General features: G+C 67.4%; 24 protein-coding genes and 2 tRNA genes. 15 read left to right on the top strand and 11 right to left on the bottom strand.

Annotated elements, in window-relative coordinates; translation table 11 throughout:
• Positions 1 to 130 precede the first annotated feature (130 nt).
• A complete protein-coding gene (gene metE / locus VSR71_RS05230) occupies positions 131 to 2506 on the top strand; it encodes a 5-methyltetrahydropteroyltriglutamate--homocysteine S-methyltransferase (RefSeq protein WP_342912850.1) in 2376 nt (791 codons plus the stop codon).
• Positions 2507 to 2593: 87 nt separating this feature from the next.
• Here metE and VSR71_RS05225 read toward each other — a convergent pair whose 3' ends face one another.
• Both VSR71_RS05225 and VSR71_RS05220 read right to left on the bottom strand, forming a co-directional pair.
• Positions 2594 to 4012, bottom strand: coding sequence for a DUF1254 domain-containing protein (locus VSR71_RS05225; RefSeq protein ID WP_342912849.1), 1419 nt, complete (start codon positions 4010 to 4012; stop codon positions 2594 to 2596).
• Between the two features lie 264 nt (positions 4013 to 4276).
• Positions 4277 to 4654, bottom strand: a complete 378-nt coding sequence (locus tag VSR71_RS05220; protein ID WP_342912848.1) for a short-chain fatty acid transporter — start codon at positions 4652 to 4654, stop codon at positions 4277 to 4279.
• A gap of 225 nt (positions 4655 to 4879) precedes the next feature.
• On the opposite strand from VSR71_RS05220, the gene VSR71_RS05215 reads away from it, so the two are divergent.
• Together VSR71_RS05215 and VSR71_RS05210 are read left to right on the top strand one after the other, a co-directional pair.
• Complete coding sequence (locus VSR71_RS05215) at positions 4880 to 6589, top strand: MBL fold metallo-hydrolase (RefSeq protein ID WP_342912847.1); 1710 nt, start codon at positions 4880 to 4882, stop codon at positions 6587 to 6589.
• Positions 6590 to 6663: 74 nt separating this feature from the next.
• Positions 6664 to 6740: transfer RNA gene (locus tag VSR71_RS05210), tRNA-Arg, on the top strand.
• Positions 6741 to 6842: 102 nt separating this feature from the next.
• Here the strand turns inward: VSR71_RS05210 and VSR71_RS05205 are convergent.
• Positions 6843 to 7763, bottom strand: coding sequence for a hydrolase (locus VSR71_RS05205; RefSeq protein ID WP_342912846.1), 921 nt, complete (start codon positions 7761 to 7763; stop codon positions 6843 to 6845).
• Positions 7764 to 8032: 269 nt separating this feature from the next.
• Here VSR71_RS05205 and VSR71_RS05200 point away from each other — a divergent pair, with 269 nt between their 5' ends.
• Positions 8033 to 8272, top strand: coding sequence for a hypothetical protein (locus VSR71_RS05200; protein ID WP_342912845.1), 240 nt, complete (start codon positions 8033 to 8035; stop codon positions 8270 to 8272).
• A gap of 107 nt (positions 8273 to 8379) precedes the next feature.
• Here the strand turns inward: VSR71_RS05200 and VSR71_RS05195 are convergent.
• The 7 genes from VSR71_RS05195 to VSR71_RS05165 form a co-directional block, all read right to left on the bottom strand.
• Positions 8380 to 8466, bottom strand: a tRNA-Leu gene (locus VSR71_RS05195).
• 130 nt (positions 8467 to 8596) lie between these two features.
• A complete protein-coding gene (locus VSR71_RS05190; RefSeq protein ID WP_342912844.1) occupies positions 8597 to 9883 on the bottom strand; it encodes an amidohydrolase family protein in 1287 nt (428 codons plus the stop codon).
• 102 nt (positions 9884 to 9985) lie between these two features.
• On the bottom strand, positions 9986 to 10708 hold the full coding sequence (locus VSR71_RS05185) for a TetR/AcrR family transcriptional regulator (RefSeq protein WP_342912843.1): 723 nt from the start codon (positions 10706 to 10708) through the stop codon (positions 9986 to 9988).
• A complete protein-coding gene (gene upp, locus VSR71_RS05180) occupies positions 10708 to 11406 on the bottom strand; it encodes a uracil phosphoribosyltransferase (protein WP_342912842.1) in 699 nt (232 codons plus the stop codon). Before upp ends, VSR71_RS05185 begins: the two co-directional genes overlap by 1 nt.
• 99 nt (positions 11407 to 11505) lie before the next feature.
• Positions 11506 to 12816 (bottom strand): URC4/urg3 family protein, encoded by a 1311-nt coding sequence (locus VSR71_RS05175; protein WP_342912841.1) that lies wholly within the window; start codon positions 12814 to 12816, stop codon positions 11506 to 11508.
• Positions 12813 to 14051 carry a GTP cyclohydrolase II gene (locus tag VSR71_RS05170; RefSeq protein WP_342912840.1) on the bottom strand — a complete coding sequence of 413 codons (1239 nt, stop codon included), beginning with the start codon at positions 14049 to 14051 and terminating at the stop codon, positions 12813 to 12815. Before VSR71_RS05170 ends, VSR71_RS05175 begins: the two co-directional genes overlap by 4 nt.
• A gap of 235 nt (positions 14052 to 14286) precedes the next feature.
• A complete protein-coding gene (locus VSR71_RS05165; RefSeq protein ID WP_342912839.1) occupies positions 14287 to 15396 on the bottom strand; it encodes an acyltransferase in 1110 nt (369 codons plus the stop codon).
• A 180-nt stretch (positions 15397 to 15576) separates the two neighbouring features.
• Between VSR71_RS05165 and VSR71_RS05160 the strand changes: the two genes are divergently transcribed.
• The 3 genes from VSR71_RS05160 to VSR71_RS05150 all read left to right on the top strand — a co-directional run bounded on the left by VSR71_RS05160 (position 15577) and on the right by VSR71_RS05150 (position 16687).
• Entirely contained in the window at positions 15577 to 15957 is a 381-nt protein-coding gene (locus VSR71_RS05160) for a BrnT family toxin (protein WP_428979349.1), read from the top strand.
• On the top strand, positions 15840 to 16127 hold the full coding sequence (locus VSR71_RS05155; protein ID WP_342912838.1) for a BrnA antitoxin family protein: 288 nt from the start codon (positions 15840 to 15842) through the stop codon (positions 16125 to 16127). Before VSR71_RS05160 ends, VSR71_RS05155 begins: the two co-directional genes overlap by 118 nt.
• A 251-nt stretch (positions 16128 to 16378) precedes the next feature.
• Positions 16379 to 16687 carry an amino acid ABC transporter permease gene (locus VSR71_RS05150; RefSeq protein ID WP_342912837.1) on the top strand — a complete coding sequence of 103 codons (309 nt, stop codon included), beginning with the start codon at positions 16379 to 16381 and terminating at the stop codon, positions 16685 to 16687.
• Positions 16688 to 16771: 84 nt separating this feature from the next.
• Here VSR71_RS05150 and VSR71_RS05145 read toward each other — a convergent pair whose 3' ends face one another.
• On the bottom strand, positions 16772 to 17668 hold the full coding sequence (locus VSR71_RS05145) for a hypothetical protein (RefSeq protein ID WP_342912836.1): 897 nt from the start codon (positions 17666 to 17668) through the stop codon (positions 16772 to 16774).
• A gap of 194 nt (positions 17669 to 17862) precedes the next feature.
• Between VSR71_RS05145 and VSR71_RS05140 the strand changes: the two genes are divergently transcribed.
• The 8 genes from VSR71_RS05140 to VSR71_RS05105 all read left to right on the top strand — a co-directional run bounded on the left by VSR71_RS05140 (position 17863) and on the right by VSR71_RS05105 (position 25984).
• Positions 17863 to 18426 (top strand): HdeD family acid-resistance protein, encoded by a 564-nt coding sequence (locus VSR71_RS05140; RefSeq protein WP_342912835.1) that lies wholly within the window; start codon positions 17863 to 17865, stop codon positions 18424 to 18426.
• Positions 18427 to 18714: 288 nt separating this feature from the next.
• Entirely contained in the window at positions 18715 to 20454 is a 1740-nt protein-coding gene (locus tag VSR71_RS05135; RefSeq protein WP_342912834.1) for a glycosyltransferase family 39 protein, read from the top strand.
• Positions 20455 to 20473: 19 nt separating this feature from the next.
• Positions 20474 to 20845: an EamA family transporter gene (locus tag VSR71_RS05130; RefSeq protein ID WP_029049238.1), complete on the top strand. Its 372-nt coding sequence runs from the start codon at positions 20474 to 20476 to the stop codon at positions 20843 to 20845.
• A gap of 95 nt (positions 20846 to 20940) precedes the next feature.
• Positions 20941 to 22113: a DegT/DnrJ/EryC1/StrS aminotransferase family protein gene (locus VSR71_RS05125; RefSeq protein ID WP_342912833.1), complete on the top strand. Its 1173-nt coding sequence runs from the start codon at positions 20941 to 20943 to the stop codon at positions 22111 to 22113.
• Positions 22092 to 23087 (top strand): glycosyltransferase, encoded by a 996-nt coding sequence (locus VSR71_RS05120; RefSeq protein ID WP_342912832.1) that lies wholly within the window; start codon positions 22092 to 22094, stop codon positions 23085 to 23087. Before VSR71_RS05125 ends, VSR71_RS05120 begins: the two co-directional genes overlap by 22 nt.
• A complete protein-coding gene (locus tag VSR71_RS05115; protein ID WP_342913124.1) occupies positions 23087 to 24016 on the top strand; it encodes a formyltransferase in 930 nt (309 codons plus the stop codon). The genes VSR71_RS05120 and VSR71_RS05115 overlap by 1 nt, the downstream gene beginning before the upstream one ends.
• Positions 24013 to 25065, top strand: a complete 1053-nt coding sequence (locus tag VSR71_RS05110) for a bifunctional UDP-4-keto-pentose/UDP-xylose synthase (RefSeq protein ID WP_342912831.1) — start codon at positions 24013 to 24015, stop codon at positions 25063 to 25065. Before VSR71_RS05115 ends, VSR71_RS05110 begins: the two co-directional genes overlap by 4 nt.
• Before the next feature lie 13 nt (positions 25066 to 25078).
• Positions 25079 to 25984, top strand: a complete 906-nt coding sequence (locus VSR71_RS05105; protein ID WP_342912830.1) for a polysaccharide deacetylase family protein — start codon at positions 25079 to 25081, stop codon at positions 25982 to 25984.
• Positions 25985 to 26017 lie beyond the last annotated feature (33 nt).

Genomic DNA, 26017 nt, shown 5'->3' with positions numbered 1-26017 from the left:
CCGGGCCGGGGCGCGGGCCCGCCTCTCTGTCGTATGAAATGCATTCATATGTTGTTTAAAACTTGTCGCTTGATTCATTTTACGGGGAAACCGACACTGTGCGCCAGTCATCTTCCGGAGCAAGTTCCCCATGGCACGCACCCATATCCTCGGCTTTCCCCGCATCGGCGAACGCCGCGAACTGAAATTCGCGCAGGAGGCCTTCTGGCGCGGTGAAAGCAGCGAAGCCGCGCTGCGCGAAGTGGCCGCGCAACTGCGCCGCCGCCACTGGCAACTGCAGGCCGAGCACGGCCTGGACACCGTGGCCACCGGCGACTTCGCCTACTACGACCAGATGCTCAGCCTGACCGCGCTGCTGGGCGCCTTGCCGCGCCGCTTCGGCTTCGAGCCGGCGCAGCTGACGCTGACGCAGTATTTCGAGCTGGCGCGCGGCAACCGCGAACAGCCGGCAATGGAAATGACCAAGTGGTTCGACACCAACTACCACTACCTGGTCCCCGAACTGGATGCCGACACCACCTTCGACGGCGGTCCGGCGTGGTTCTTCGAGGAAACCGACGAAGCGCTGGCGCAAGGCCTGCGCGCGCGCCCGGTGCTGGTGGGCCCGGTCACCTACCTGTGGCTGTCCAAGAGCCACGTGGCCGGCTTCGACCGCCTCTCGCTGCTGCCGAAGCTGGTACAGGCCTACCGCCGCATCCTCGGCCAGCTGAAGGCGCGTGGCATCGAGTGGGTACAGATCGACGAGCCCGCGCTGTGCCTGGACCTGGAGCCCGCATGGCTCGACGCTTTCGACAGTGCCTACGCCGGCCTGCGCGACGCGGGCCCGAAGCTGCTGCTGGCGACCTACTTCGACACCGCCGCCGACCACGCCGCGCGCGCCGCCGCGCTCCCGGTCGACGGCTTCCATATCGACCTGGTGCGCGCACCGGGCCAGCTGGCCGCATGGCAGGCCGCGCTGCCGGCGCACGCAGTGCTGTCCGCCGGCGTCATCGACGGCCGCAACATCTGGCGCACCGACCTGCGTCGCGTGCTCGACACGCTGCGTCCCGTGCACGCGGCGCTCGGCGAGCGCCTGTGGCTGGCGCCGTCCTGCTCGCTGCTGCATGTGCCGGTGTCGCTGGAGCATGAAGTGCGCCTCGATGCCGAACTGAAGTCGTGGCTGGCCTTCGCCACCGAGAAGCTCGGTGAACTGCAGCTGCTGGCACGCGCGCTCAATGAGGGCGATGCCGCGGTCAGCGCGCAGCTGGCGGCGTCCGACGCCGTGCAGGCCTCGCGCCGGCAATCGCGCCGCGTGGTCAACCCGCGCGTGCAGCAACGCCTGGCCGGCGTGACCGCCGACATGGCGCGCCGCGCCAGCCCGTTCGCACAGCGCATCGAGCGCCAGCGCGAGGCGCTGCAACTGCCGCTGCTGCCGACCACCACCATCGGTTCGTTCCCGCAGACCGCGGCCATCCGCCAGACCCGTGCGGCTTTCAAGCGCGGCGACATCGGCGCGCTGGAGTACCTGGAGCGCATCCGCGCCGAAATCGCGCTGGCCGTGCGCAAGCAGGAAGCGCTGGGCCTGGACGTGCTGGTCCACGGCGAGGCCGAGCGCAACGACATGGTCGAGTATTTCGGCGAGCAGCTGTGCGGCTACGGCTTTACCGCGAACGGCTGGGTGCAGAGCTATGGCTCGCGCTGCGTCAAGCCGCCGGTGATCTACGGCGACGTGTACCGTCCGGAGCCGATGACGGTAGACACCACCCGCTACGCGCAGTCGCTGACCGAGCGGCCGATGAAGGGCATGCTTACCGGTCCCATCACCATGCTGCAATGGTCGTTCGTGCGCGACGACCAGCCGCGCGCCACCACCGCACGCCAGCTCGCGCTGGCCATCCGCGACGAAGTGTGCGACCTGGAACAGGCCGGCATCCGCGTGATCCAGATCGATGAACCCGCGCTGCGCGAGGGCCTGCCGCTGCGCCGCGGCGACTGGGACGCGTACCTGGACTGGGCAGTCACCGCTTTCCGCCTGTCGGCGAGCGGCGTCAGGGACCAGACCCAGATCCATACGCATATGTGCTACGCCGAGTTCAACGACATCCTGCCGTCGATCGCGGCGCTGGACGCCGACGTGATCACCATCGAGACCTCGCGCTCGGCAATGGAACTGCTGGAAGGCTTCGGCGACTTCGACTACCCGAACGAGATCGGGCCCGGCGTCTACGACATCCACTCGCCGCGCGTGCCGTCGGTGCAGGCGATGGAGCGGCTGCTCGACCGAGCCTGCGAAGTGGTGCCGCCGCAGCGGCTGTGGGTCAATCCTGACTGCGGCCTGAAGACGCGCGGCTGGGAAGAAACCGAGGCGGCGCTGGCCAACATGGTCAGTGCGGCGCGTGCGCTGCGCGAGCGCTGGTCCAGCCCCGGCACGATGGCGTGGAAGCGGGTCGGCAAGCCGGCCGGCCATGTCGCCGCGGCGCCCGCAGGCGGCACCGCCTGCACCGCGTGCGCGACGCACGCGCACTGATCAACCCGCGCAACCCGCGCAGTCAAACAATAAAGGCCGCATGCCATCAGGCATGCGGCCTTTATTGTTTGCCAGGGCAGCGCCGCGTCAGTTCATGCGCATCACCGCCGGCGGCATCCAGCTGCCGTCGAGCAGCGCCTGCTCGGGCCAGTACGCGCGCAGCATCATGTTCAGTCCATCGGGCGGCGCCGGCAGCCAGTTGGCGGCCCGGGATCCCGCCGGGCGTTCGTGCTGGATATAGATGTCGAGCGAGCCGTCGCGGTTGTAGCGCAGCCGGTCGCGGCTGCCGATGGCGTAGCGCTGGATCGGGTTGGGAATAAACGCCTGGCGGTCGTTGTAAAGCGTCAGCGACCAGAACGCCCGCGCCGGCGGCAACTGATCCTTGTCGAAGTGCAGCACGTAGCGCGCCCCGCCCTGCAGCGGCGTGCCATTGGCATCGGTGCGTGTCGACGCGTAGATCGCATCCTCCGGCAGGTTGGCGCCCAGCCCCACCCACGCGGTCACCGCGCGGCGGGCGTAGTTGGTGCCATAGTTGCCGAGATCGCGGTGCATGACCCAGCCGTTGCCCGCATCGGCATTGCCCTTGCGCGCGCCCTGCGCTATCGCCGCCAGCGCCGCGGTCGCGCCCTCCTGCACCGCGCGCGCGGTCGACGGTTCCATCACCGTGGTCTTGAACGGCACGCCGGGGCTGATGCCCATGCGGCGCAGTTTCTCCACCATGGCGCTGTCGGCCTGCGCCGGCAGATTGGCCGGCAGCAGCGCGGCGAAACGCGTGAAAAAGGCCTGTGCGTCCATTGCCGCGACCTGCTCCACCGGCGAACTCTGCGTGTCGACCGCAGCCGCGCGCGGCGCGGGCCGGTCAGGCACGCGACGGACGCCGCCCCACGCGGACAGCGGCGTCAGCCGGTACTGGTCCTGCAGCCGGTGCACGGCCGGAAGCTCCTTCGTGCCGTTGACCTGGGTACGGCCGATCAGCCAGACCATCGACGTCGGCGAGCGGATTTCCTGCACGCCCTTGGGCAGCGTGCCGCGCCAGTCGGGCCCGGTAATGGCGAAATTGCCGCGACGGGTACCGGTGGTGCGCTTGCCAGGCGAGGCAAACACATTGGTCCACGCATCCATCAGCGGCATCAGGTAGTAGCGCCCCTGGGTGTCGGGCACGGACAGGATCACCGGCTCGCGAGACAGGTCCAGCCACGCCGACGAATACAGCGTATCGGCATTGGGGCTGACCACGTCGGTGAAGCTGGCGTCCGGGAACGTGCGCTTGTGGGCGAAGGTGTTGACCGGCGTGCGCAGCGTCATCAACTCGCGCGTCACGTCCATCAGCACCAGCGGATAGGCATAGGTGAAGACCTCGGCCGACAGGGCCTTCATGGCCTGGTCGGACGGCGGCTGTTCGGCGGCGGCGGCCTGGACTGTGGCTGTATCCGGCGCGCTGGCGCAGCCAGATAGCATGACGGCGAGCGTGACCGCGCTCGCCATAAGACGAAATGAAGGCTTCATGACCCCGTTCCCAATTCTTGCGACCTGTCCGGGCGTTGCGGCTATGACTGCCGGCATGTCGTCCCAGAGGCGCATGTGTTTGCTCCCGCATCTTGTGCCTCACCTTGCGCCGTGTCAATTCCTAGCACGCAGGTGAGCGAGGGCGATCACACTAAAGGTGGTTGCTGGTGTGAAACATGGATGATAAAGCACCGCCACAGCGGGAGGGAATCACCCGATCGGAAGCCGGGATCAGTGCTCGATCCCCGCCTCGGTAGCCAGCGCTCAATACCGCATCTGCACATCGTCAACCTTGCCCGTGCGCCCGTTGTACAGGCAGGCATAGTGGAAACCGATCGCCGACGAGCTGTCGTCGGGCTCGAACACACCTTCGCCATTGACCGAAGTCTGCGCGTTCGGACGCGGGTAGTACTGCTCGCGGTCGGACATCAGCATCACGCTGCCCGGCTGCGGATAGCGGCGCTTCAGTGCGTCGGCGACGGCCGGCTCACAGGCGACGGAGGCCGCCCTGGACACGGTCTGGGCATCGACCGTGATGCGCGTGGTGGCGGGCGGGACGGGGCGCGGCGCGGTTTGCGGCGGCGTCTCGCAGGCGGCCAGCAGGCACGCCAGCGGCAGGCACAGGATTGAAGCTCGGATCACGCGGACCTCCCCCAACGGAAGCGCGCACTGGCGCCCTCCCAAAAAGTGAAGCGGAGCTATCAGATTAATGCCTTCCAGCGGAAAAGCCAAAGCCGGCCGTCCCGGGCAGCCCCCAGGCGCCTCCGGATTTGCCCGCGATTGCGAATCTGGCAACGCGGCTACACTATCGGCTCCCGGCGCCGGCGCGCAGCGCGCGGCGCCGCAAGACACCACGATGCCGACACAATGACAACCACAGAGACAAGCGGCGCACGCCCTGCCACCACCGCCATTCCCGCGCCATTGCTGCGTAACGCCGCCAGCCTGCTGGTCGTGCGCGACGCGCCCGCCGGCATGGAAGTCCTGCTGGTCCGCCGCGTCGAGCGCGCCAACGACCGCAGCAGCGGCGCCTACGTGTTCCCCGGCGGCACGCTCGACGCCCTGCACGACAAGGCGCTGCACGCGCATGCCCACGGCCTCGACGATATCGCCGCGAGCGAGCGCCTCGGGCTGCCGTCTGGCGGACTGGACTTCTATGTTGCCGCGGTACGCGAATGCTTTGAAGAAGCCGGCCTGCTGTTCGCCTATGGCAGCGACGGACGCCTGCTGCCCCCCGATGCCCTCGACGCCGAACAACAGGCGCTGCTGCGCGCCGCCGTGCAGCGCGGCGGACCCGGCCTGGCGCATGCCTGCGAGCAACTCGGGCTGCGGCTGGCAGCCGACCGGCTGGCCTACCACAGCTACTGGCTCACGCCGCCGGGCCTGCCCAAGCGCTTCGATACGCGCTTCTTCGTCGCCATCGCGCCGCAAGGCCAGGAGGTAATCGCCGATGGCAACGAGATCGTCGAACACCGCTGGATCCGCCCGGCCGAAGCCGCCGATCCCGCCAGCGGCCTGCCGATGATGCACGTCACGCGCCGCACGCTGGCGGCGATCGCGCAATTCGAGAACGCCGAGGCCTGCTTCGCGTACGCGGCGCAACAGCGCGGCATCGCCTGCATCATGCCGCGCCTGGCCACCGGCGCCGCGGGCGTGCGGCCGGTGATGCCCAACGAGGCGTGCTATGCCGAGATCGGCCGCATCGATCCCGAAGGCCTGCACCATGGCCGTTACGAGCTGTGCCCCGGGTTGCCGGTGCAACTGTCCGAGCGCGTCTGGCGCGTGACCGCGAACAACGGCAGCGTGATGACCGGCCCCGGCACCAACACCTACCTGGTCGGCGGCGGCGCGCGCAACGAATGGGCCGTGATCGATCCCGGCCCCGACGACGCCGAACATGTGCGCGCCATCCTGGCCGCGGCGCCGGGTCCGATCCGCTGGATCTTCGCCACGCATACGCATCTCGACCATTCGCCCGCGGCCGCCGCGCTGCAGGCCGCCACCGGGGCGACCGTGCTGGGCCGCGGCGCACCGGCGGGCCAGTGGCAGGACGCGAGCTTCGCGCCGCAGCGCGAACTCGCGCACGGCGAGCGCATCGCCATCGGCGACGGCTGCACGCTGCGCGTCTGCCATACGCCGGGCCACGCGTCGAACCACCTGTGCTACCTGCTCGAAGAAGAGAAGACCCTGTTCACCGGCGACCACGTGATGCAGGGCTCGACGGTGGTGATCGGACCGCCTGACGGAGACATGCGAGCCTACCTCGATTCGCTGGCCGCCTTGCAGGAAGAAGACCTGGACTGGCTCGCTCCCGGGCACGGCTTCCTGATCGCGCGCCCGCAGGACGCGATCCGCCTGCTGGTCCGCCACCGGCTGCAGCGTGAAGCCAAGGTCGCGGCCGCGCTGCGCGAACTGGGGCCCGCGCCGATCGAAGCGCTGGTGCTGCGCGTCTATGACGACGTGCCGCCGCGCATGCACCCGGTCGCGCAGCGCTCGCTGCTGGCGCACCTGCTCAAGCTGCGCGATGAAGGCAAGGCACGCGAATCGGACGGGGACTGGTCGGAGGTGACGGCATAAGGCGGCGCCGCAAAAATTTTTTCGCGGACCCCTTGCGCAATCCCGAAATTCCGCTACAATTCGGCCTCTCGTGTGCGGCTGTAGCTCAGTTGGATAGAGTACTTGGCTACGAACCAAGGGGTCGTGGGTTCGAATCCTGCCAGCCGCGCCACCTATGCAGAAGGGAAAAGGGCTTCCGGAAACGGAAGCCCTTTTTTCATGGCGGCGAGGATGCGCCCCATCCTGCGCGCAAGCGCTCGCCGGCACTCTGAAACTACCACCGGTACCTCGCGCCGACCGTACCGCCCGGATTGCGCCCCGCCCTCACCTTGAACCACAGCTTCACGCCGGTTGCCGTGTTGCCGTGCGCGCCGATGTTGAACGAGAACAGTCCGCGCAGCAGGTCGGCATCGATCTTCGTGCCATTGATGTTGATGCTTTGCTTGCGGCTCTCCTGCCACCAGTCGGCCTCGACGAACGGATAGATGCCGGCCAGGCGTGTCGGCTGCGCGCCATAGAGCCGTACGCCGATGCCGGTCGCGCTGGAATCGCCGGGCATGCCCTGCGCCTGCACGCCGCTGACCGGCGACATGCCGGGCTGATAGGCCAGCTGCAGTCGCGGCTGGATCGTCAGGCCGCCTGCGCGCGGCACCACTGCATCGACCGCCAGCGCCATGGTGCGCACGCGGCTGTCGACAAAGCCGCCGGCGCTGGTGACATCGTCCATGTGCAGCGTCAGGCGACGCGGGCGATCGGCCACGGCGACAAGATCGCGTTCCACCGCGGCCAGGCCCGGCGCGTCATCGTCCGGCCCGGCTCCCCTCGCCAGCGGCAATGACGGCGGAGGCTCCGGTGCTCGCGTCGCATAGTCGATAGTGACTGTTTCGGGGGCACTGCTGAAGAATGCGGCCGCAGCGGCGGGCATGTCGGCGCCGGCCACCAGCGTCTCGGGTGCCTCGGCGACCGGCGCTGGCGCGGCCTGCAGCGGCTGGTCCCAGCCGGAGACGCCCTGGCTGTCGGCAATCCTTTCCGGAACCGCATCATCCGCGTGGGCCAGCGCACACATCAGCACGGCCAGGATGCTGCAGCATTGCAGGTGGTGCAGGATCGGACCCGGATGCGCGGCACACGGGTGCCAACCGGGGCAAGACCCCGCCTCCTCCCTCTCGCTCGATGATGACAAGACCATAGTCATGGCAACCACCTTCGGACGTTATATCTGCCTGCCCGATGAGCTTGAGCATAGGTCAATCCGACCGCTTGCGTAAGCGTGGAATGTTGGCGAGCGCGCGGTGGCAATGGGCGCGCGCGGAAGGACAGCGACGCGCGCGGCTGCCCACTTGCGGATCGCGACATGGAAGCGATCCGCCAGGCCATCGAAAGCATGTTCGACGTCGTCGACAACTGCAGCTCGTCATCGCCCGGCCCTACGCCGACACGAATCCCCAGTTTTTCGGACAGGGCATGGCGATGATCGACAGCCTGGTCGCGCAAGGACGCGTGTCGGGCCATTACTCGATGACGCCCGAGGAACTGACGAATCGCTACGTGCGCACGCTGGAGCCGCTGGAGCGGCTGCGCCGCGTGTTCCTGGACGAGGTAGTCGCGCATTTCGCGGCCGATGCGGCGATGTACCGGGCCAAGGCGGAGGGGCGCAATTGCGTGCGCGAAGCGCAGAGCGAAGAAGGGGTACCGGCGGCGTGAGCCCGCGGGCGGAATTTTGATCGGCGGGACATCTGCGACCGGGACCAACGACGGAGTCCGACGCCGTAAACGACGAAAGGCTCGCTTGCGCGAGCCTTTCCGAATATTGGTGCCCAGAAGAGGACTCGAACCTCCACAGTGTTGCCACCGCTAGGACCTGAACCTAGTGCGTCTACCAATTCCGCCATCTGGGCTTCGTTTCGCTGCATTGCTGCTGCGATGCGAAGAACGAAATTATGCAGCCCGCACCCGACGCTGTCAACACCCTCAAGCAAAAATCTTCGCAGTCATGCTGCATGAAGCTGCCGCAAACCCGGCGCAAACCTATTCAGTGCTACCCCCGCGCATGAAATCCACCTGCGCCGGGCGCCCGGGCAATTGCAAAGCCGCCGTCGCCGGCGGCGTACTGGCGATGGTCTTGCCGGCACGCAGCACGCGCAGCCGCGTGGCGCGCAGCCGGATCGCCTCGACCGGCTCGCGCGCCTGCAGCAGCACCAGGTCGGCCCGGCAGCCCGGCGCAATGCCGTAGCCGTCGAGGCCAAGGATTTGCGCCGGCGTCGCGGTCACCGCGGCAAAGCAGGCACGCATAGCCTCCTGCCCGGTCATCTGCGCCACGTGCAGGCCCATGTGCGCGACCTCGAGCATGTCGCCCGAGCCCAGGCCGTACCACGGGTCCATCACGCAGTCGTGGCCGAACGCGACCGGCACGCCCGCCGCCAGCAGTTCGGGCACGCGCGTCATGCCGCGGCGCCTGGGGTAACTGTCGTGCCTGCCCTGCAGCGTGATGTTGATCAGCGGGTTGGCGATCGCCGCGACGCCGGCCTCGCGCATCAGCGGGATCAGCTTGGACACGTAGTAGTTGTCCATCGAGTGCATCGAGGTCAGGTGCGAGCCCGCCACGCGGCCATGCAGGCCGAGCCGCACCGTCTCGCTCGCCAGCGTCTCGATATGGCGCGACAGCGGATCGTCGCTTTCGTCGCAATGCATGTCGACGCGCAGCCCGCGCTCGGCCGCCAGCTCGCACAGCAGCCGCACCGATTCCGCGCCCTGCGCCATGGTGCGCTCGAAATGCGGGATGCCGCCGACCACGTCGACCCCCATGTCGAGCGCGCGCGTCAGGTTCTGCATCGCGTCGGGCGCGCGCAGCACGCCGTCCTGCGGGAACGCCACCAGTTGCAGGTCGAGGTAAGGACGCACGCGCTCGCGCACGTGCAGCAGCGCTTCCACCGCGAGCAGGCGCGGATCGCAGACGTCGACGTGCGAGCGGATCGCCAGCAGCCCGCGCGCCACGGCCCAGTCGCAGTAGGCCAGCGCGCGTTCGACCAGCGCTTCCTGCGTCAGCATCGGCTTGAGTTCGCCCCACAGCGAAATCCCTTCGAGCAGCGTGCCGGACTGGTTCACGCGCGGCAGCCCGTACGACAGCGTCGAGTCCATATGGAAATGCGCGTCGACGAACGGCGGCGCCACCAGCTGGCCGCCGGCATCGATTTCCTCGGCGGCCCGCGCGGCCAGCGCGGGTTCCACCGCGGCGATGCGGCCATCGGCAATGCCGATATCGATGCCGGTGCGCCCGTCGGGCAGGTTGCAGTGCCGCAGGATCAGGTCGAGCATGGCGTCTCTTGACAGGAAGGGTTCAGACGAAAGGCACGGCGCATGATCGCATGGCCGCGCGAGGCGCAGGCATCGCGCGTGCGGAGGGTACGGACGAGGCGCTCACCCCTGCCCGTCAGCCAGCACCTGCATGGTCATGGCCTCGGGCGCGAGGCCGCAGCCGCGCAGCAGCAGCGCCACCAGGTGTTCGGTCGCCTGCGCATAGTCCTGCCGCCCCAGCCGGCTCACGCCGAGCACGGCGCAGACCTGCGACTCGAAATCGGCATAGGTCTGCGTTGCGGCCCAGATGGTGAAGAACAGGTGTTGCGGGTCCACCGGCGCCATCTGGCCGCTGTCGATCCAATGCTGCACCACCGCGGCCTTGCGCGCCACCAGTTCGCGCAATGCATGGCGCAGGATCTCGCCGATCTCCGGCGCTCCGTGCAGCAGCTCGTTGGCAAATACGCGCGAGGCATCGGGATGGCTGGCGGACAAGCGCATCTTGGCGCGGATGTACTGCTCCAGCGCCACCTGCGGCGGAAGTTCGGCGCGAATGATATCGGTCTCGGACAGCCACAGCTGCAGCGTGTGGGCCAGCACGGCACGGTACAGCGCCTGCTTGGTGCGGAAGTAGTAGTGCAGGTTCGACTTGGGCACGCCGGCGCGCGTCGCGATCTCGGCCATGGTGGCGCCGGCAAACCCGGCGCGCGCGAACACGTACTCGGCCGCGCGCATGATCATGGCCTGGTTCTCCTGCCGGATGCGGCCGGCGGGACCTTCGTGCGCAAGCTGCGCGCCTTGCATAGGCAGCGGCCGGCGCGATGGGGCGCTGGCGCGCGGGTCCATCAGCGTGTGCCGTAGAGGCGGTCGCCGGCATCGCCCAGGCCGGGCACGATATAGCCGTGCTCGTTGAGCGTCTCGTCGATCGCGGCGGTGACGATCCCCACTTCGGGATGCGCGGCACGCAGCGCGCGCAAGCCCGGACGCGAGGCGATCAGGCACACGTATTTCATGGTGGTGACGCCCGCCTCCTTCAGCCGGTTCAGCGCGGCAATGGCCGAGTTGCCGGTGGCCAGCATCGGATCGACCACGATGACCATGCGCTCCTGGATATCCTCCGGCATCTTGAAGTAGTACTCGATCGGCTCAAGCGTCTCGGGGTCGCGGTACAGCCCGATATGGCCGACGCGCGCCGCCGGCAGCAGCTCCAGCATGCCGTCGATGAAGCCATTGCCGGCACGCAGGATCGACACCAGGCACAGCTTCTTGCCCGCCAGCACGCGCGACTGCGTCGGCGCGATCGGGGTGCGGATGGCGATGGTCTCCATCGCCAGGTCGCGCGTGGCTTCGTAGGTCAGCAACTGGCTGATCTCGCGCACCAGGCGCCGGAAATTGTCGGTGGTGGTTTCCTCGCTGCGCACCAGCGTGACCTTGTGCTGCACGAGCGGATGGTTGACGACCAGCACGCCGGGCATGCCTTCGGCGTCGTCGTCGCGGGTGGCTACAACGGGAACAGCAGCGGGAACAGCGGACATGTCGTTCATGGGGAGGCTCCTGATGCCATGTTTGATGCCACGTTATCCAACGCAAACCTTGCCGATTGCGGACGCAATCGCGGCGGGCGCACGGGGCGCCCGCCGTGCTCAGAACACGGTGCCGTCGCTGATGATGCTGAACGGCGGCGCACCGCCCGGACGCCGCTTGGCGGCAATGCGCCGGCCCGCGGCCCAGGTGCCGCCTTCCAGCACGCGTGCCAGCGGGAAGTCGGCTTCCGCCAGCCCCAGCGCCTGGCGCACGCCATCGGCCACCAGGTCCAGGCCAGTCACGGTCAGCGCGCGCCATTCGACGATCACGGGCTCCTCCACCGCATGCGGCTCGGCGGCAAAGGACGCATCGCGCGGCACCATCAGTTCGAAGTCGAACAGCAGGCCGCCGTTGCGGTATTCGGGCAGCCCGGTCAGCGCATCCAGCCCGGTGACCGTCAGGCCCGCGTCCTCCAGCGGCTCCAGCAGCGAATAAGTCAGCCACTGCGTGAGCTTGTGGAATGGCACCAGCCCGCCGGGCGCGGCCGGATGGCGCCAGCAGTCGCCCAGCGACACACCCTCGATCACGATGCGCCCCGGCCACACCGGTCCCAGACCCACCAGCAGCGTGCGCAGCAGGAAGCTGGCATCGAGCCGGTCGTTGACCGCATGCGCCTTCAGGTAGTCGAACAGGTTGCCCAGCCGCGCGGGCCGCCCGAACAGCGCCGGCGTTGCTTCCATCACCTCGCCCAGCCGGCGCAGCAGCCCGGCGCGGCCTTCGAGTCCCACCAGCGGGTTGTGCTGCGCCACCTGGAAGGCGTGGGCGATGCTGTCGGCATCGATGCGCTGCAGCCGCTCGGCATCCGCGCGCAGCGGATCGCCGGGCGCCGCGGAGAAGCCCCCGCGTGCGAACAGGACGAAGCTGGCCACGCCCAGCCCCTCGGAGCGGGTCAGCACCAGGTCACTGGCCGGATCGCGGTAGCGCCAGTCGGGGCCAGCACCGGCGTCGAGCAGTACGCTCGGGATCACCAGGTCGATGCCGATGCGCGCGCGCTCTTCGCGGTGCTCGGGGCCGCTCAGGCCGGCGCGCTCACACAGCACCTGCCAGCGGTCGACGCCGCCGCTCTCGAAGTGGCGCCAGCGGCTGTGGTAAGGCACCTGGAGGTCCGGATAACGCTGCCGGATGGTGCTGGCCACGTAGTCTGCGATCGCGTGGACGCGGTCGGGGTGCCAGGTAAACAACTCGGACGCGCCACTGTCCACATGCTCGGTGACCGCCGCGCAATGCGTGCGCACCGCTTCCGCGCACAGCAGCGCGGAAGCGGGATGCCCTTCCGGCACCGGGCTGAGCCAGCCCCCGCCCGGACGCATTTCCTCGCCTGCTCCCCGACGGTCCATGCCGCCACGATCCTCTTCGGGATACATTGTCATTCGTTCAACCCCCTGCCCTTTGCCAGGGCCAGTTCATCGGCATCCGGCGGCGTATAGTGCGTAAAGTAGCCGGCCGCCACCTTGGCGTCGATCTCGACACGGGCGTCCGCCGGGATCAGGGCTTCGGGGATCGCCACCTGCTCGACCACCTCGATCCCCTGCGCCACCAGCGCGCCATGCTTCATGTTGCTCATCGACGCCCAGCGGTCGATGCGGCGGATGCCCAGCCAGTGGAACACATCCGGCATCAACTCCTGGAAACGCATGTCCTGCACGCCTGCCACGCATTCGGTGCGGGCAAAGTAAGTCTCGGCGCGGTCGCCGCCGGCCTGCCGCTTGCGGGCGTTGTAGACCAGGAACTTGGTCACCTCGCCCAGGGCGCGGCCTTCCTTGCGGTTGTAGACCACCAGCCCGACACCGCCCTGCTGCGCCATCTCGATGCACACCTCGATGCCATGTGCCAGGTACGGCCGGCAGGTACAAATGTCTGACCCGAACACGTCGGATCCGTTGCATTCATCGTGCACGCGGCACGCCACTTTTGTCTCGGGCTTGCCGAGTTGAGTGACGTCGCCGAAGAAGTACAGCGTCATGCCGCCGATGGGCGGCAGGAACACTTTCAGGTCGGGCCGCGTGACCAGTTCCGGGAACATGCCGCCGGTCTGCTCGAACAGGCCGCGCCGCAACGCGCTTTCCTTGATGCCGAAGCGCGCCGCCAGTCCCGGCAGGTACCAGACCGGATCGACCGCCGCCTTGGTCACGCGCACGTCGCCATTGGCATAGAGGATGCTGCCATCGGGCGTCAGCCGGCCCGCGGCCATCGCCGAGAGCAGCTCGGGCATGTTGATGTGCGCGCGCGTGATCGCAATGGTCGGGCGGATATCCACGCCCGCGGCGATGCGGTCCGCGAAGACGGAGGAAACGAGGTGGCCCCAGGGATCGAGCGAGACGATCTTTTCCGGATCGGCCCATTGCGGGTGCGGGCCGATCGACTCGGCGGGAGCGGTATCGGTCAGGTCGGGACGATGGTCTCGCTGCAGCGCCCCGGAGGCCACCGCCAGCGCGCGATAGATGGCATAGGCGCCGGCATGGGTGCCGATCACGTTGCGCTGCGCGGGATTCGCCAGGCTGGCGATCACTGGTCCGCGTTCCGCGGCGGTGGGTGCACCCCAGTGGATCGGCTCGGCCGGCTTGTCGCGGCGCGCGTGCGAAGTGAGGACGATATGGTCGGACATGGCACCCTAGCTTCCCGATGGAATCCTGACCAAACGGTCAGGTTTACGATTCCATACTAGGCAACGTCCATGCCATCGCCCAATGCCTGTTTACGCGAGTTCTGCCGTGCTCTGTATGGCGCCGTACGCAAGCGCAATGGCATACATGCACGCAAGGCGTGCCGGCAGCATGACATCGCTGGTGCGCGCGCACCGGCAGGAGGCATGCTGCCGGTGCGCGCAGGGGTTGCAAGCCTTACACAGTGGGACGGCTCGCCGAGCTGCGCGAGTCGGACAGCCATGCCCACGCCGCGCGCAGCGCCGCCAGCGGGCTTGCGCTTTCCACGTAGCGATGGAACAGCGCGCCGGCAACGTTGCTCAGCGCCCACGCGGCCGCCATGCCCAGCGCATTCAGCACCGGCTGTCCCGGCGCAAGGTTCGACACCAGCGCATTCACCAGCAGGCACACCGGGAAGTGCACCAGGAAAACCGAATAGGAAATGCGGCCGAAGAAGCCGACCACATGGCCGCGCGGCCAGCGCTCCATCCAGCCGCCGCGGCGGGCCACCGCCAGCAGCAGCGCGGTGGCCAGCGCCACGGCGATACGCAGGCGGAAATCGACGATCAGCGCGGCCAGCGCTACCGCGCCGAGCACCAGCAGCGGGATCGCCGATCGGCCCGGGTTCGAGGCCCACCATGCCAGCGTGCCCATGCCATAGGCGCCGAAGAAGTACACCGCCCAGATATCCCAGGCGGCATCGCGGTTGAACCAGAACAGCGACGCGACCGCCAGCAGCGCGACCACGCCGATGCCGGCAGCAGCGCCCGGCTGCGCGTGGCGCGGCGCCAAGGTGCGGGCGGCCCAGAGCGCCACCAGCAGCAGGCCGAACAGCTGGAGGTCGATCGCGACATACCAGACGCCGGCCGAGAGCGCATCGACATCCAGCACGTTATGCAGCAGCGTGAGGTGCGCCAGGAACTGCGTCAGCTGCGGAGGTGCCGGGATCGATTCATGGCTCATCCACTGCCGCGCCAGCGCGGCGCCCGCAATGCTCAGCAACAGCGCCGCGGCGAACGGCACCACCAGCTTCAGGTAACGGCGCCACAGCATCGCCAGCGGATGCTCGCGGATTTCCAGGCGGCCGTGCGGCGCCAGGCTGCGCGCCGCGAGGAAGCCGCTGATCACCAGGAACACCTGGACCGCGATGCGGGCATAGTCGTACAGCCAGTCCACCAGCCCTGGGGCGAGGCGGTATGCCGTGTCGGACATCGGGCCGTAGAAAGCGAGATGGTGCAGCACGATCAGCTGGGAGCTGACCGCCTTGAGCGCGTCGATGCAGGGCAGGCGTGACGGACGGGGGCTCATTGTTCTTGGAATATGACAAAGGGCACGGAAGGCGGGATTCTACCTGTTTGCCCTGATTGACATGTGGCGCAATATCCACAAATTGCAGATTGGTTACATTCTTCCCTAAGGACCAGAGTTAGATTTGTAGCTACGAAAAAACTCTTGCGCCCCAGAATATCCGTAGCTACGATTATTCGTATGGACATCAGCTTTGATGCAGCCAAGGACACCACGAATCTTGCCAAACACGGCTTGTCGCTACGTCTGGCCGCTCAACTGGACTGGCCAACGGTCATGGCGGGAGTTGATGCCAGACGGGATTACAGGGAGGTCCGCGAAATCGGCTTCGGCGTGATTGCCGATCGCCTCTATTGCGTGGTGTTCACCCAGCGCGGGGATGCGATGCACATCATCAGCCTGCGCAAGGCCACGCAAGGCCAATCAACGCGAGGTACGAAACTATGTCGAGCAAACCTAGGATCGTCATGCCGACCGACGAAGAGGACGCGGCAATCAACCGCGGTATCGCGGCCGATCCGGACACCTATGAAGTGTCGACCAATGAGATGGCGGCGATGAAGCCACTTGGCCAACGCGGCCGGGGCCGGCCAAGACTGGGCACGACCAAGGAGCTGGTCAGTATTCGTTACGATGCCGAAGTTCTTGAGGCCTTCCGTGCGAGCGGAGAAGGCTGGCAGACACGGATGAACAGCGCACTAAAAGACTGGCTTCGCACGCACAGGCCGTAAGGTGCGTAGCGCGCCCCTTCGCCCGGGTACACCCTTGAATCTTCGCCGCACCGAGTAACCCCAGTGACACCCGCAAGGCCCCGACCGCAACCGGTCCGGGGCCGCAATTCAGGGTTTCCATGAGCGTGCCGCGCCGGGCAAGCCCCAAGTTGACAGCGACAAACAATGTTGGCGACACTGGCCCGAGCCATCCCCGCGTGGGATAGGCCACATACTCGACCGCCGGACGGCGGCATTTCTCAGGAGAAACCATGAACAAGTTTGTCGCGACCTCGATCGCGCTCTGCCTCGGCGCTGCCTCGCTTGCCGTTCACGCGCAGGGTACCGGCAAGAAGCAGTTCGATCCGTATTCCCAGGGTGCCAAGTCGGGCGAGAAGTTCGACCCATACTCGCAGGGTGCCAAGGCCGGCGACAAGTTCGACCCGTACAGCCAGGGCGCGAACAAGAGCACGCGCAGCGACCTGAACCCCGCCGCACCGGCCACCGAGCCGAAACCGGCCAAGAAGTCGACCAAGCAGAAGGCCAAGAAGAAGGCCGCTCCGGCGCAAGCCACCAGCTGAACGGCAACGGCTCCGGCAAAAAAACCCGCCTCGGCGGGTTTTTTGCGCCCTGCGCGCAAGCCAAAAAGCCGGTTCAGAACCTGTTCAAGGCGCCTGCGTGTCGCGCTCCAGCGCGGTGACGTCGATGCGCTGCACATTGCCATCCTGCCGCACCTCGGTGCGCAACACGAAGGCATCGGACGGGCAGTACCAGTCGGTCACATGCATCACCGAGGGTTCGACCTGCACGACTTCCTCGCCCACGATCACCGGCCCCAGTGACGTGCGCTTCTCATAGGTAATCGGCAGGCACTCCTTGCGTCCCATGACGGTCTCGATCATCTGGCGGCGGCCAACCTGGCGCGAACCGATATGGATCGATGCATGCTGCGCGCGCATGGAGCTGACCACTTCGTCGGAGCCCAGGGGGTAGACCTTGAGCGATACGCTGGACTGGAACATCTCGCCATCGAGCGTGCTGCCTTCGCGCAGGTCCATGCCGGCGTAGTTGAAAACGCCCTTGCCCCGAAACGAGGCTTCACCGTACATGCGCGCATAGCGCGCGCGGGCATTGATGATGGCATGCTGGCTTTCGATGCTGGTCTGGTCATTTGGCGTGCGCCGGTCGATCACGACCTCGTGCACCTGCTCCATGATCACCGGCGGCCCCATCAGCGCCGACATCGCGGACTTGGAACTGACCGTCAGTTGCGCGCGGCACCCGGATGCGCTGCGACCCACGTCGCGCAGCGTCATGCGGATCGACATCGGCAGCGCGCCGTCGCCCTCCATCTGCACATGCGAGCCGGAGCGGAACCACGGCGCGTTGCAGAGCACCGCCGCTGCCGACGCGGCCATCTGCGTGACCTGCGTGGCGGCGCTGACCGCGTTCGCCGCTGCACCAGTGGACGAGGCCTGCTGCGCCGCCGCCGGCAGGGCCAGCAACAGGCCTGCCAGCGTGGCGAGGTTTGCAAGCCGGTATTGCTGCGCCTTTGTCTTCACATGAATCCCTGTCTAGAATGTTCTGGCGCCCCCGATCGCGCCCGGCCTGCCAGACGTCCCCTGGCCATTCAGATTATTCGTGTTTTTCGTGCAAGTGGCTATCTCGCGGACCCTTGGCGGTGGCTTGCGCCACCGTCTGCGACCGCCGGGCTGTTCCCGTGTACCGGCCCGCGCGCGGGCCCAGAGGAGGTTCCATGCTTCAGTACTACGCGAAACTGTGGTGGGTGGTCGCCCTGCGCGGCCTGTTTGCACTGGTATTCGGCGTCTGCGCGTTCTTCGCGCCGATCGCCACGCTGGCCGCGCTGGTGATCGTGTTCGGCGCGTTTGCCGCGGCCGACGGGCTGATGGCGCTGGTCATGGCCATCTCCGGCAAGGACCGCGAGACCAGCGACCGCTGGATCCTTGCGCTGCAGGGCCTGCTCGGTCTCGGCGTGGGCGCGCTGACGTGGTTCAGCCCGGCGATCACCGCGCTGTCGCTGCTGGTCTATATCGCGGTCTGGTCGCTGGCCACCGGCGTGCTGCAGATCGTCGCCGCGATCCGGCTGCGCAAGGAGATTCCCAACGAGTGGTGGCTGATCCTGACCGGCCTGGTCAGCATCGCCTTCGCCTTCCTGGTGCTGTGGCAGCCGCTCGCCGGGGCGCTGGCGGCGCTGTGGATGATCGGCGCGTGGGCCATCGTGTGCGGAATCCTGCTGATCGGCGTTGCGTTCCGCCTGCGCCGCGCGCGTCCCGCCGCGGCAGGCATCCAGACGGCCTGAACTCCATCCAGCGGCCCACCGGCGCCCGCCCGCCGTCAGATCGCGGCGACTCGGGGGCCACCCCGCCGCCGTGCTACCATTGCCCGCCGCGCGTGGCCCTGCCCGCCTGCGGCGTCCCGGGCGCCCGGCAACGGCCATCGGCGTGGCCATCCCGCATGGTTTTCGGCTTGCCTCGGCCAGGCAGCCGGCTGGCTGTCCACCAAATGACGGCGCGATGCGTTGTGATGGCTTACCGTCGTCGCGCACCCACGCAAGACCATCCCAATCCGTCGTTTTTCCAGGAGTTCTATGCGTAGTTCATCGACCTCGCGGTATGCCGGGCTGTCCGTTGGTGCCACCACCACCAGTGCTGTCTTGCTGGTCAGCCTCGCCATCCTGCTGGTCTGGTTCGGCACGCTCGACATGCGCCACCTGCTGCGCTCCGACGAGGGCCGCTACGCCGAAATCGCGCGCGAGATGTTTGTCACCGGGGACTGGGTGACGATCCGCTACCACGAATTCAAGTACTTCGAGAAGCCGCCCTTCCACCTGTGGGTGACCACGCTGGCCTATACGCTGTTCGGCGTCGGCGACTGGCAGGCGCGCCTGTGCGTGGCGTTGTCCGGCCTGCTTGGCCTGAGCGTGACCATGCTGGCCGCGGCGCGGTGGTATGGGCAGCGCGTGGCGCTGCTGGCCGGGCTGGCGCTGCTGGCGGCGCCGATGTGGAATGTCGCCGGGCACTTCAATTCCCTGGACATGACCCTGGCCGGCGCGATGGCGTGCGTGCTGGCCTGCATGATGATCGCGCAGCACCCGGACGCCACGCCGGCAGCGCGCCGCAACTGGATGCTCGCATGCTGGGCCGCCATGGGCGTGGCGGTGCTGGTCAAGGGACTGGTCGGGCTGGCGCTGCCCGGGCTGGTGCTGGTGGTCTATACCCTCGCCACGCGCGATCTTGGCCTGTGGCGCAGGCTCCATCTGCTGGCCGGCACGGCGGTGCTGCTTGCGGTCACCGTGCCGTGGTTCTGGCTGGTGTCGGTGCGCAACCCTGAATTCCCGCACTTCTTCTTTATCCACGAGCACTGGCAGCGCTATACCTCGCATGTCCACCAGCGCGACGGCGCGATCTGGTTCTTCGTGCCGCTGTTGCTGGCCGGATTCCTGCCCTGGCTGGGGCTGGCGCCACAGATGTGGCAGGCGGTGCGCGAGCGCGCCGGCGTCGCGCGCGGCACTTCGCCGCGGCCTTTCCAGCCCGCGCTGCTGGCGGCGCTGTGGGCGGTGGCGATCTTCGTGTTCTTCAGCCTGTCGGGTTCCAAGCTGCCGGGCTATATCGTGCCGATCTTCCCGGCGCTGGCGCTGCTGGCAGGCGTGGCGCTGGATACGGTCACGGAACGCGCGTGGCGCTGGCAGGTCAACGCCGTGATTGCGCTGAGCGTGATCGGGCTGCTGGCGTGCCCCTTCGTTGCCATGCTGGACAAGCCGAGCACGCCCAATGCCGTGTACCGCGAATTCACCCTGTGGATCGCCATTGCCTTTGCCATCATGCTGGCCGGGGCCGTGGCTGCGCGGCGGCTGCTGCGTACGCGCGGCGTATTCCCGAGCATCGTGGTGTACGCGCTGGCGATGTTCGCCTGCTGCACGGTGGCGCTGCGTGGCCACGAGGCGATGGGACGGCCCAGTTCCGGCGCGGACCTGGTGCCGGCGATCAATGCGGTGCTGACGCCGCAGATGCCGCTGTACAGCGTGGGCATGCTGGACCATACGCTGCCGTTCTACCTGCGCCGCACCGCCATCATGGTCGCGCATCGGGACGAGCTGGAATTCGGCATCGGGCAGGAGCCGCACAAGTGGATCCCGACCATCGACGGCTTTATCTCGCGCTGGCAGGACGGCCAGCGCGCCGTGGCGATCATGATGCCCGAAACCTACAAGATGCTGGCGGCGCGCGGCGTGCCGATGCACCGGATCGCCGGCGACCGCCGGCGCGTGGCGGTCGCCAACTTTGCACTGCCGGGCGAAGGCCCGCGCGCGCCATCCCAAGGACAGTAACCCTGCACGACCCGGCGCCATGACGCTTTCGACTTTCCTGTTTATCGTTACCGGCGTGCTGCTCAATGCGGCCGCCCAATTGCTGCTCAAGGCCGGCGTCAACGCCATCGGCGCAATCACGCTGGATCGCGGCACGCTGCTCGTCACGGCACTGCGCGTGCTGACGCAATGGCCGGTGCTGGCCGGCCTGACGCTGTACGTGGTCAGCGTCGGCGTGTGGATCGTGGGGCTGTCGCGCGTGGACGTGTCGGTCGCCTACCCGATGCTGTCGCTCGGCTACGTGGTCAACGCGCTCGCTGCCTGGTGGCTGTTCGGCGAGATGATCGGCCCCTTGCGCGTGGCCGGCATCCTGCTGATACTGGCTGGCGTCTTCCTGATCGCCCGATCCTGAGCGGGCCGCCCTGCTTGCCTGCCCCACCTCGCCGACCGGGACCGATTCTTTACGGATTTTTCGCCGATTTTTCGTCGATTGTCGTTTTTTAGACCATGACCGCTCCTGCTTCCGACTTCCTGCCCTTTGTCCGGCCTGAGATCGATGCCGCCGCCATTGCCGACGTCGGCAAGGTGCTGGCGTCCGGCTGGATCACCTCCGGGCCGAAAATGCAGGCCTTCGAGGCCGCGCTGTCGGACTTGTTCGGCGGACGCCCGGTGCGCACCTTCGCCAACGGCTCGGCGACGATGGAAATCGCGCTGCGCATTGCGGATATCGGCCCCGGCGATGAAGTCATCACCACGCCGATCACCTGGGTCGCCACCGCCAACGTGGTGATCGCGGTCGGCGCGCGCCCGGTGTTCGTCGACATCGACCCGCGCACGCGTAACCTGGACCTGGACGCGGTCGAGGCGGCGATCACGCCGCGCACGCGCGCGATCATGCCGGTGTACCTGTCGGGCCTGCCGGTCGACATGGACCGGCTCTACGCCATTGCCTCGAAACATGGCCTGCGCGTGATCGAAGACGCCGCGCAGGCCATCGACTCGCGCTGGCAGGGCCGGCGCATCGGTGCCTTCGGCGACCTGGTCAGCTTCAGCTTCCAGGCCAACAAGAACATCACCACCATCGAGGGCGGCTGCCTGGTGATGAACACGCCGGAAGAAGCGGTGCGCGCCGAACGACTGCGGCTGCAGGGCGTGATCCGCACCGGCATGGACGGCATGGACGTGGAAGAACCCGGCGGCAAGTTCAACCTCACCGACGTCAATGCCGCCGTGGGCCTGGCCCAGCTCGGCAAGCTCGACACCATTACCGCGCGCCGCGCCGAACTGGCCGAGGCCTACTTCCGCTGCGCCGCCGACCACGGCCTCGCCGGGCTGGGCATCGAACTACCGCAGCCGCTCGATGCGCAGGCGGCCACCACCAACTGGCACATGTTCCAGGTGGTGCTGCCGACCGGGCGCCTGCAGGGCGGTCCGGCGCAGGCGCGCCAGCAGGTCATGGAAGCCCTGCGCGAGCGTGGCATCGGCACCGGCGTGCACTACCCGCCCATCCATCTTTTTTCCTACTACCGCTCGCTCGGCTGGCGCGAGGGCATGCTGCCGCATGCCGAACGCATCGGGCGCGGCATCGTCACGCTGCCGCTTTTCCCCGCGATGCAAGCCGCCGACGTCGAGCGGGTCTGTGCAACCCTCAGCGAAACATGCAAACGTCTCTCCAAATGAGCCCGGTCGAGGTTTCGGTAGTCATCCCGGTCTACAACGAAGAAGACGGGCTGCAAGCCCTGTTCGACCGCCTCTATCCGGCGCTGGATGGCCTTGGCGACTCATACGAGATCATCTTCATCAACGACGGCAGCACTGATCGCTCGGCGGCGCTGCTGGCCGCGCAGTTCCACAAGCGCCCGGACGTGACCCGGGTGGTGCTGTTCAACGGCAACTTCGGCCAGCATATGGCGATCCTGGCGGGCTTCGAGCATACCCGCGGCAAGATCGTGATCACCCTCGACGCCGACCTGCAGAACCCGCCGGAAGAAATCCCGCGCCTGGTTGAAGCGATGCGCGCGGGCCACGACTACGTCGGCACCATCCGCCGCCAGCGCAACGACACCGCGTTCCGCCGCTACGCGTCGCGCGCGATGAACCGGCTGCGCGAGCGCATCACCAAGATCCGCATGACGGACCAGGGCTGCATGCTGCGCGCCTATGACCGCAACGTGATCGACACCATCAACGCCTGCCGCGAGGTCAACACCTTTATCCCCGCGCTGGCCTACACCTTCGCGTCGAATCCCATCGAGATCGAGGTCGGCCACGAACAGCGCCATGCGGGTGAATCGAAGTATTCGCTGTACCAGCTGATCCGCCTGAACTTCGACCTGGTGACCGGCTTCTCGATCGTGCCGCTGCAGTGGTTCTCGGCAATCGGCACGATCCTGTCGCTGTTCTCCGGGGTGCTGTTCGTGATGCTGCTGCTGCGCCGCTTTGTGCTGGGCTCGGAAGTACAGGGTGTGTTCACGCTGTTCGCCATGAACTTCTTCCTGATCGGCATCCTGCTGTTCGGCGTGGGCCTGCTGGGCGAGTACGTCGGCCGCATCTACCAGGAAGTGCGCGGCCGCCCGCGCTACCGTATCCAGGCGGTGCTGGAAAAGGCTGACCCTGTGCACGCCACACCGGTCCGCACGGGCCTGGAGCCATGATGCGCGCCGTCGTCTTCGGCTACCACAATGTCGGCGACCGCTGCCTGCGCGTGCTGCATGCGCGCGGCGTGGAAGTGGCGCTGGTCATCACGCACCGCGACCGTCCCGACGAGAACATCTGGTTCCGGCGGGTTGCGGATACCGCCGCTGAGCTGGACCTTCCCTTTATCTACGGCGAGGATCCCGCCGATCCCGCGATCGCGCAGGCAGTGCGCGATGCGCGTCCGGACGTGATCTTTTCCTTCTACTACCGCGCGATGATTCCGGCGGCAGTGCTGGCGCTGGCCCCTGGCGGCGCCTTCAACATGCACGGCTCGCTGCTGCCGAAGTACCGCGGCCGCGTGCCGGTGAACTGGGCAGTGCTGCACGGCGAGACCGAAACCGGCGCCACGCTGCATGCCATGGAGGCCAGGCCCGACGCCGGCTATATCGTCGACCAGACTGCCGTGCCGATCCTGCCGGACGACACCGCCGGCGAAGTCTTTGAAAAGGTCACGGTGGCCGCCGAGCAGACCCTGTGGCGTGCGTTGCCGGCGATGATCGCCGGGCAGACGCCGCAGCGGCCCAACCGGCTTGCGGAAGGCAGCTATTTCTCCGGGCGCAAGCCGGAAGATGGCCGCATCGACTGGAACCAGCCGGCTGCCAGCGTCTACAACCTGATCCGCGCGGTCGCGCCGCCCTACCCCGGCGCGTTCACCGAGGTAGCCGGACAGCGCTTTATCGTGGCGCGAGCGCGCCGCCTCCAGCCCGGCAGCGCCGCCGCCGGCTTGCCACCCGGCCTGCATGCGCATGACGGCAGGCTCCTTGGCCTGTGCGGAGATGGCGGCGCGGTGCTCGTGACCGAATTGCTGGCGCATGACGGGGCGCCGGTCACGCCCGATGCCTTTTCCCATATTCTCAGAAAACAAAGCAACGAGGAAAACCGATGAAAAAGGTCCTGATTCTCGGCGTCAACGGCTTCATCGGCCATCACCTGACGCGCCGCATCCTGGAAACCACGCCGTGGGAGGTCTACGGCATGGACATGAACACGGACCGCCTGGGCGATCTGGTCGACCACCCGCGCATGCACTTCTTCGAAGGTGACATCACCATCAACAAGGAGTGGATCGAGTACAACATCCGCAAGTGCGACGTGGTGCTGCCGCTGGTCGCCATCGCCACGCCGGCCACCTACGTGCGCCAGCCGCTGCGCGTGTTCGAGCTGGATTTCGAGGCCAACCTGCCGATCGTGCGCGCCGCGGTCAAGTACGGCAAGCACCTGGTGTTCCCGTCGACCTCGGAGGTCTACGGCATGTGCAGCGACGAGGAGTTCGACCCCGAAGCCTCGCCGCTGGTCTACGGCCCGATCAACAAGCCGCGCTGGATCTACGCCTGCTCCAAGCAGCTGATGGACCGCGTGATCCACGCCTATGGCATGGAGCAAGGGCTGAACTACACGCTGTTCCGGCCCTTCAACTGGATCGGCGCGGGCCTGGACTCGATCTTCGAATCGAAGGAAGGCTCGTCGCGCGTGGTGACGCAGTTCCTCGGCCATATCGTGCGCGGCGAGCCGATCAAGCTGGTCGACGGCGGCGCGCAGCAGCGCGCGTTTGCCGATATCTCCGACGGCATCAGCGCACTGATGCGCATCATCGAAAACCCCAACGGCATCGCCAGCGGCAAGATCTTCAATATCGGCAATCCGGCCAATATCCATTCGGTGCGCGAACTGGCCGAGATGATGCTGAAGATGGCGGGAGACTATCCCGAGTACGCCGACGAAGCGCGCAAGACGCAGATCGTCGAAACCTCGTCGGGCGACTTCTACGGCAAGGGCTACCAGGACGTGCAGCACCGCGTGCCGAAGATCGACAACACCATCGAAGAGCTGGGCTGGAAGCCCGAGGTCAGCATGGAGCAGTCGCTGCGCCGCATCTTCGAGGCGTATCGCTGCAAGGTGGTCGAAGCCCGCACGCTGGTCGACTCGGCCAACTGAGCGCGCACCGCAGATGGCACGCATTGCCCTGAAGGTCGACGTCGACACGCTGCGCGGCACGCGCGAAGGCGTGCCGAAGCTGTTGTCGATGCTGGACGCCGCGCAGGCACAGGCCACGTTCCTGTTCAGCCTCGGGCCCGACCATACCGGCTGGGCGCTGCGGCGCGTGTTCCGGCCGGGCTTCCTGAAGAAGGTGTCGCGCACCTCGGTGGTTTCGAACTACGGCTTGCGCACGCTGATGTACGGCGTGCTGCTGCCGGGCCCGGACATCGGGCGCAAGGGCGCGGCGGAAATGCGCGCGGCCCGCGCCGCCGGCCACGAGTGCGGCATCCACACCTGGGACCACGTCTACTGGCAGGACAACGTGCGCGAGCGCGACGCGGTCTGGACCCGTCGCCAGATGCAGCAGGCGTTTGCGCGCTACACCGAGATCTTCGGCGAAGCGCCGCCGACGCATGGCGCGGCGGGCTGGCAGATGAACGAGGATGCGTTCCGCCAGATCGACGACTGGGGCATGGCCTATGCGTCGGACGGGCGCGGCACGGCGCCTTATATCCCCACCATCGACGGCGTGCCGTGCCGGCACGTGCAGATGCCGACCACGCTGCCGACGCTGGACGAACTGATCGGCACCGACGGGCTGACCGAAGACAATGTCCATACCGCGCTGCTGCAGCTGACCGCAGGCCCGGGCGACCATGTCTTTACGCTGCATACCGAACTGGAAGGCGGCAAGCTGGCGCCGGTATTCGAGCGGCTGCTGGCGGGGTGGCGCGAGCAGGGGCACGAACTGGTGTCGATGGCGGCGTGGTATCGCGGGCTGGAGCGAACCGGGTTGCCGCAGTTGCCGGTCACGTGGGGGGAGATTCCGGGGCGGAGCGGGGAGTTGATTATTCAGCCGCAGGTTGTATCGCGCTGAACCGTAGCCAACATCGTATGTAGCAGGCTCCCC

This window comes from Cupriavidus oxalaticus (assembly GCF_038900635.1).
In the GTDB taxonomy this organism is placed as follows: domain Bacteria; phylum Pseudomonadota; class Gammaproteobacteria; order Burkholderiales; family Burkholderiaceae; genus Cupriavidus; species Cupriavidus oxalaticus_B.
Note: the sequence above shows the minus strand (reverse complement) of the source record. Positions and strands in the feature narration are given on the sequence as shown.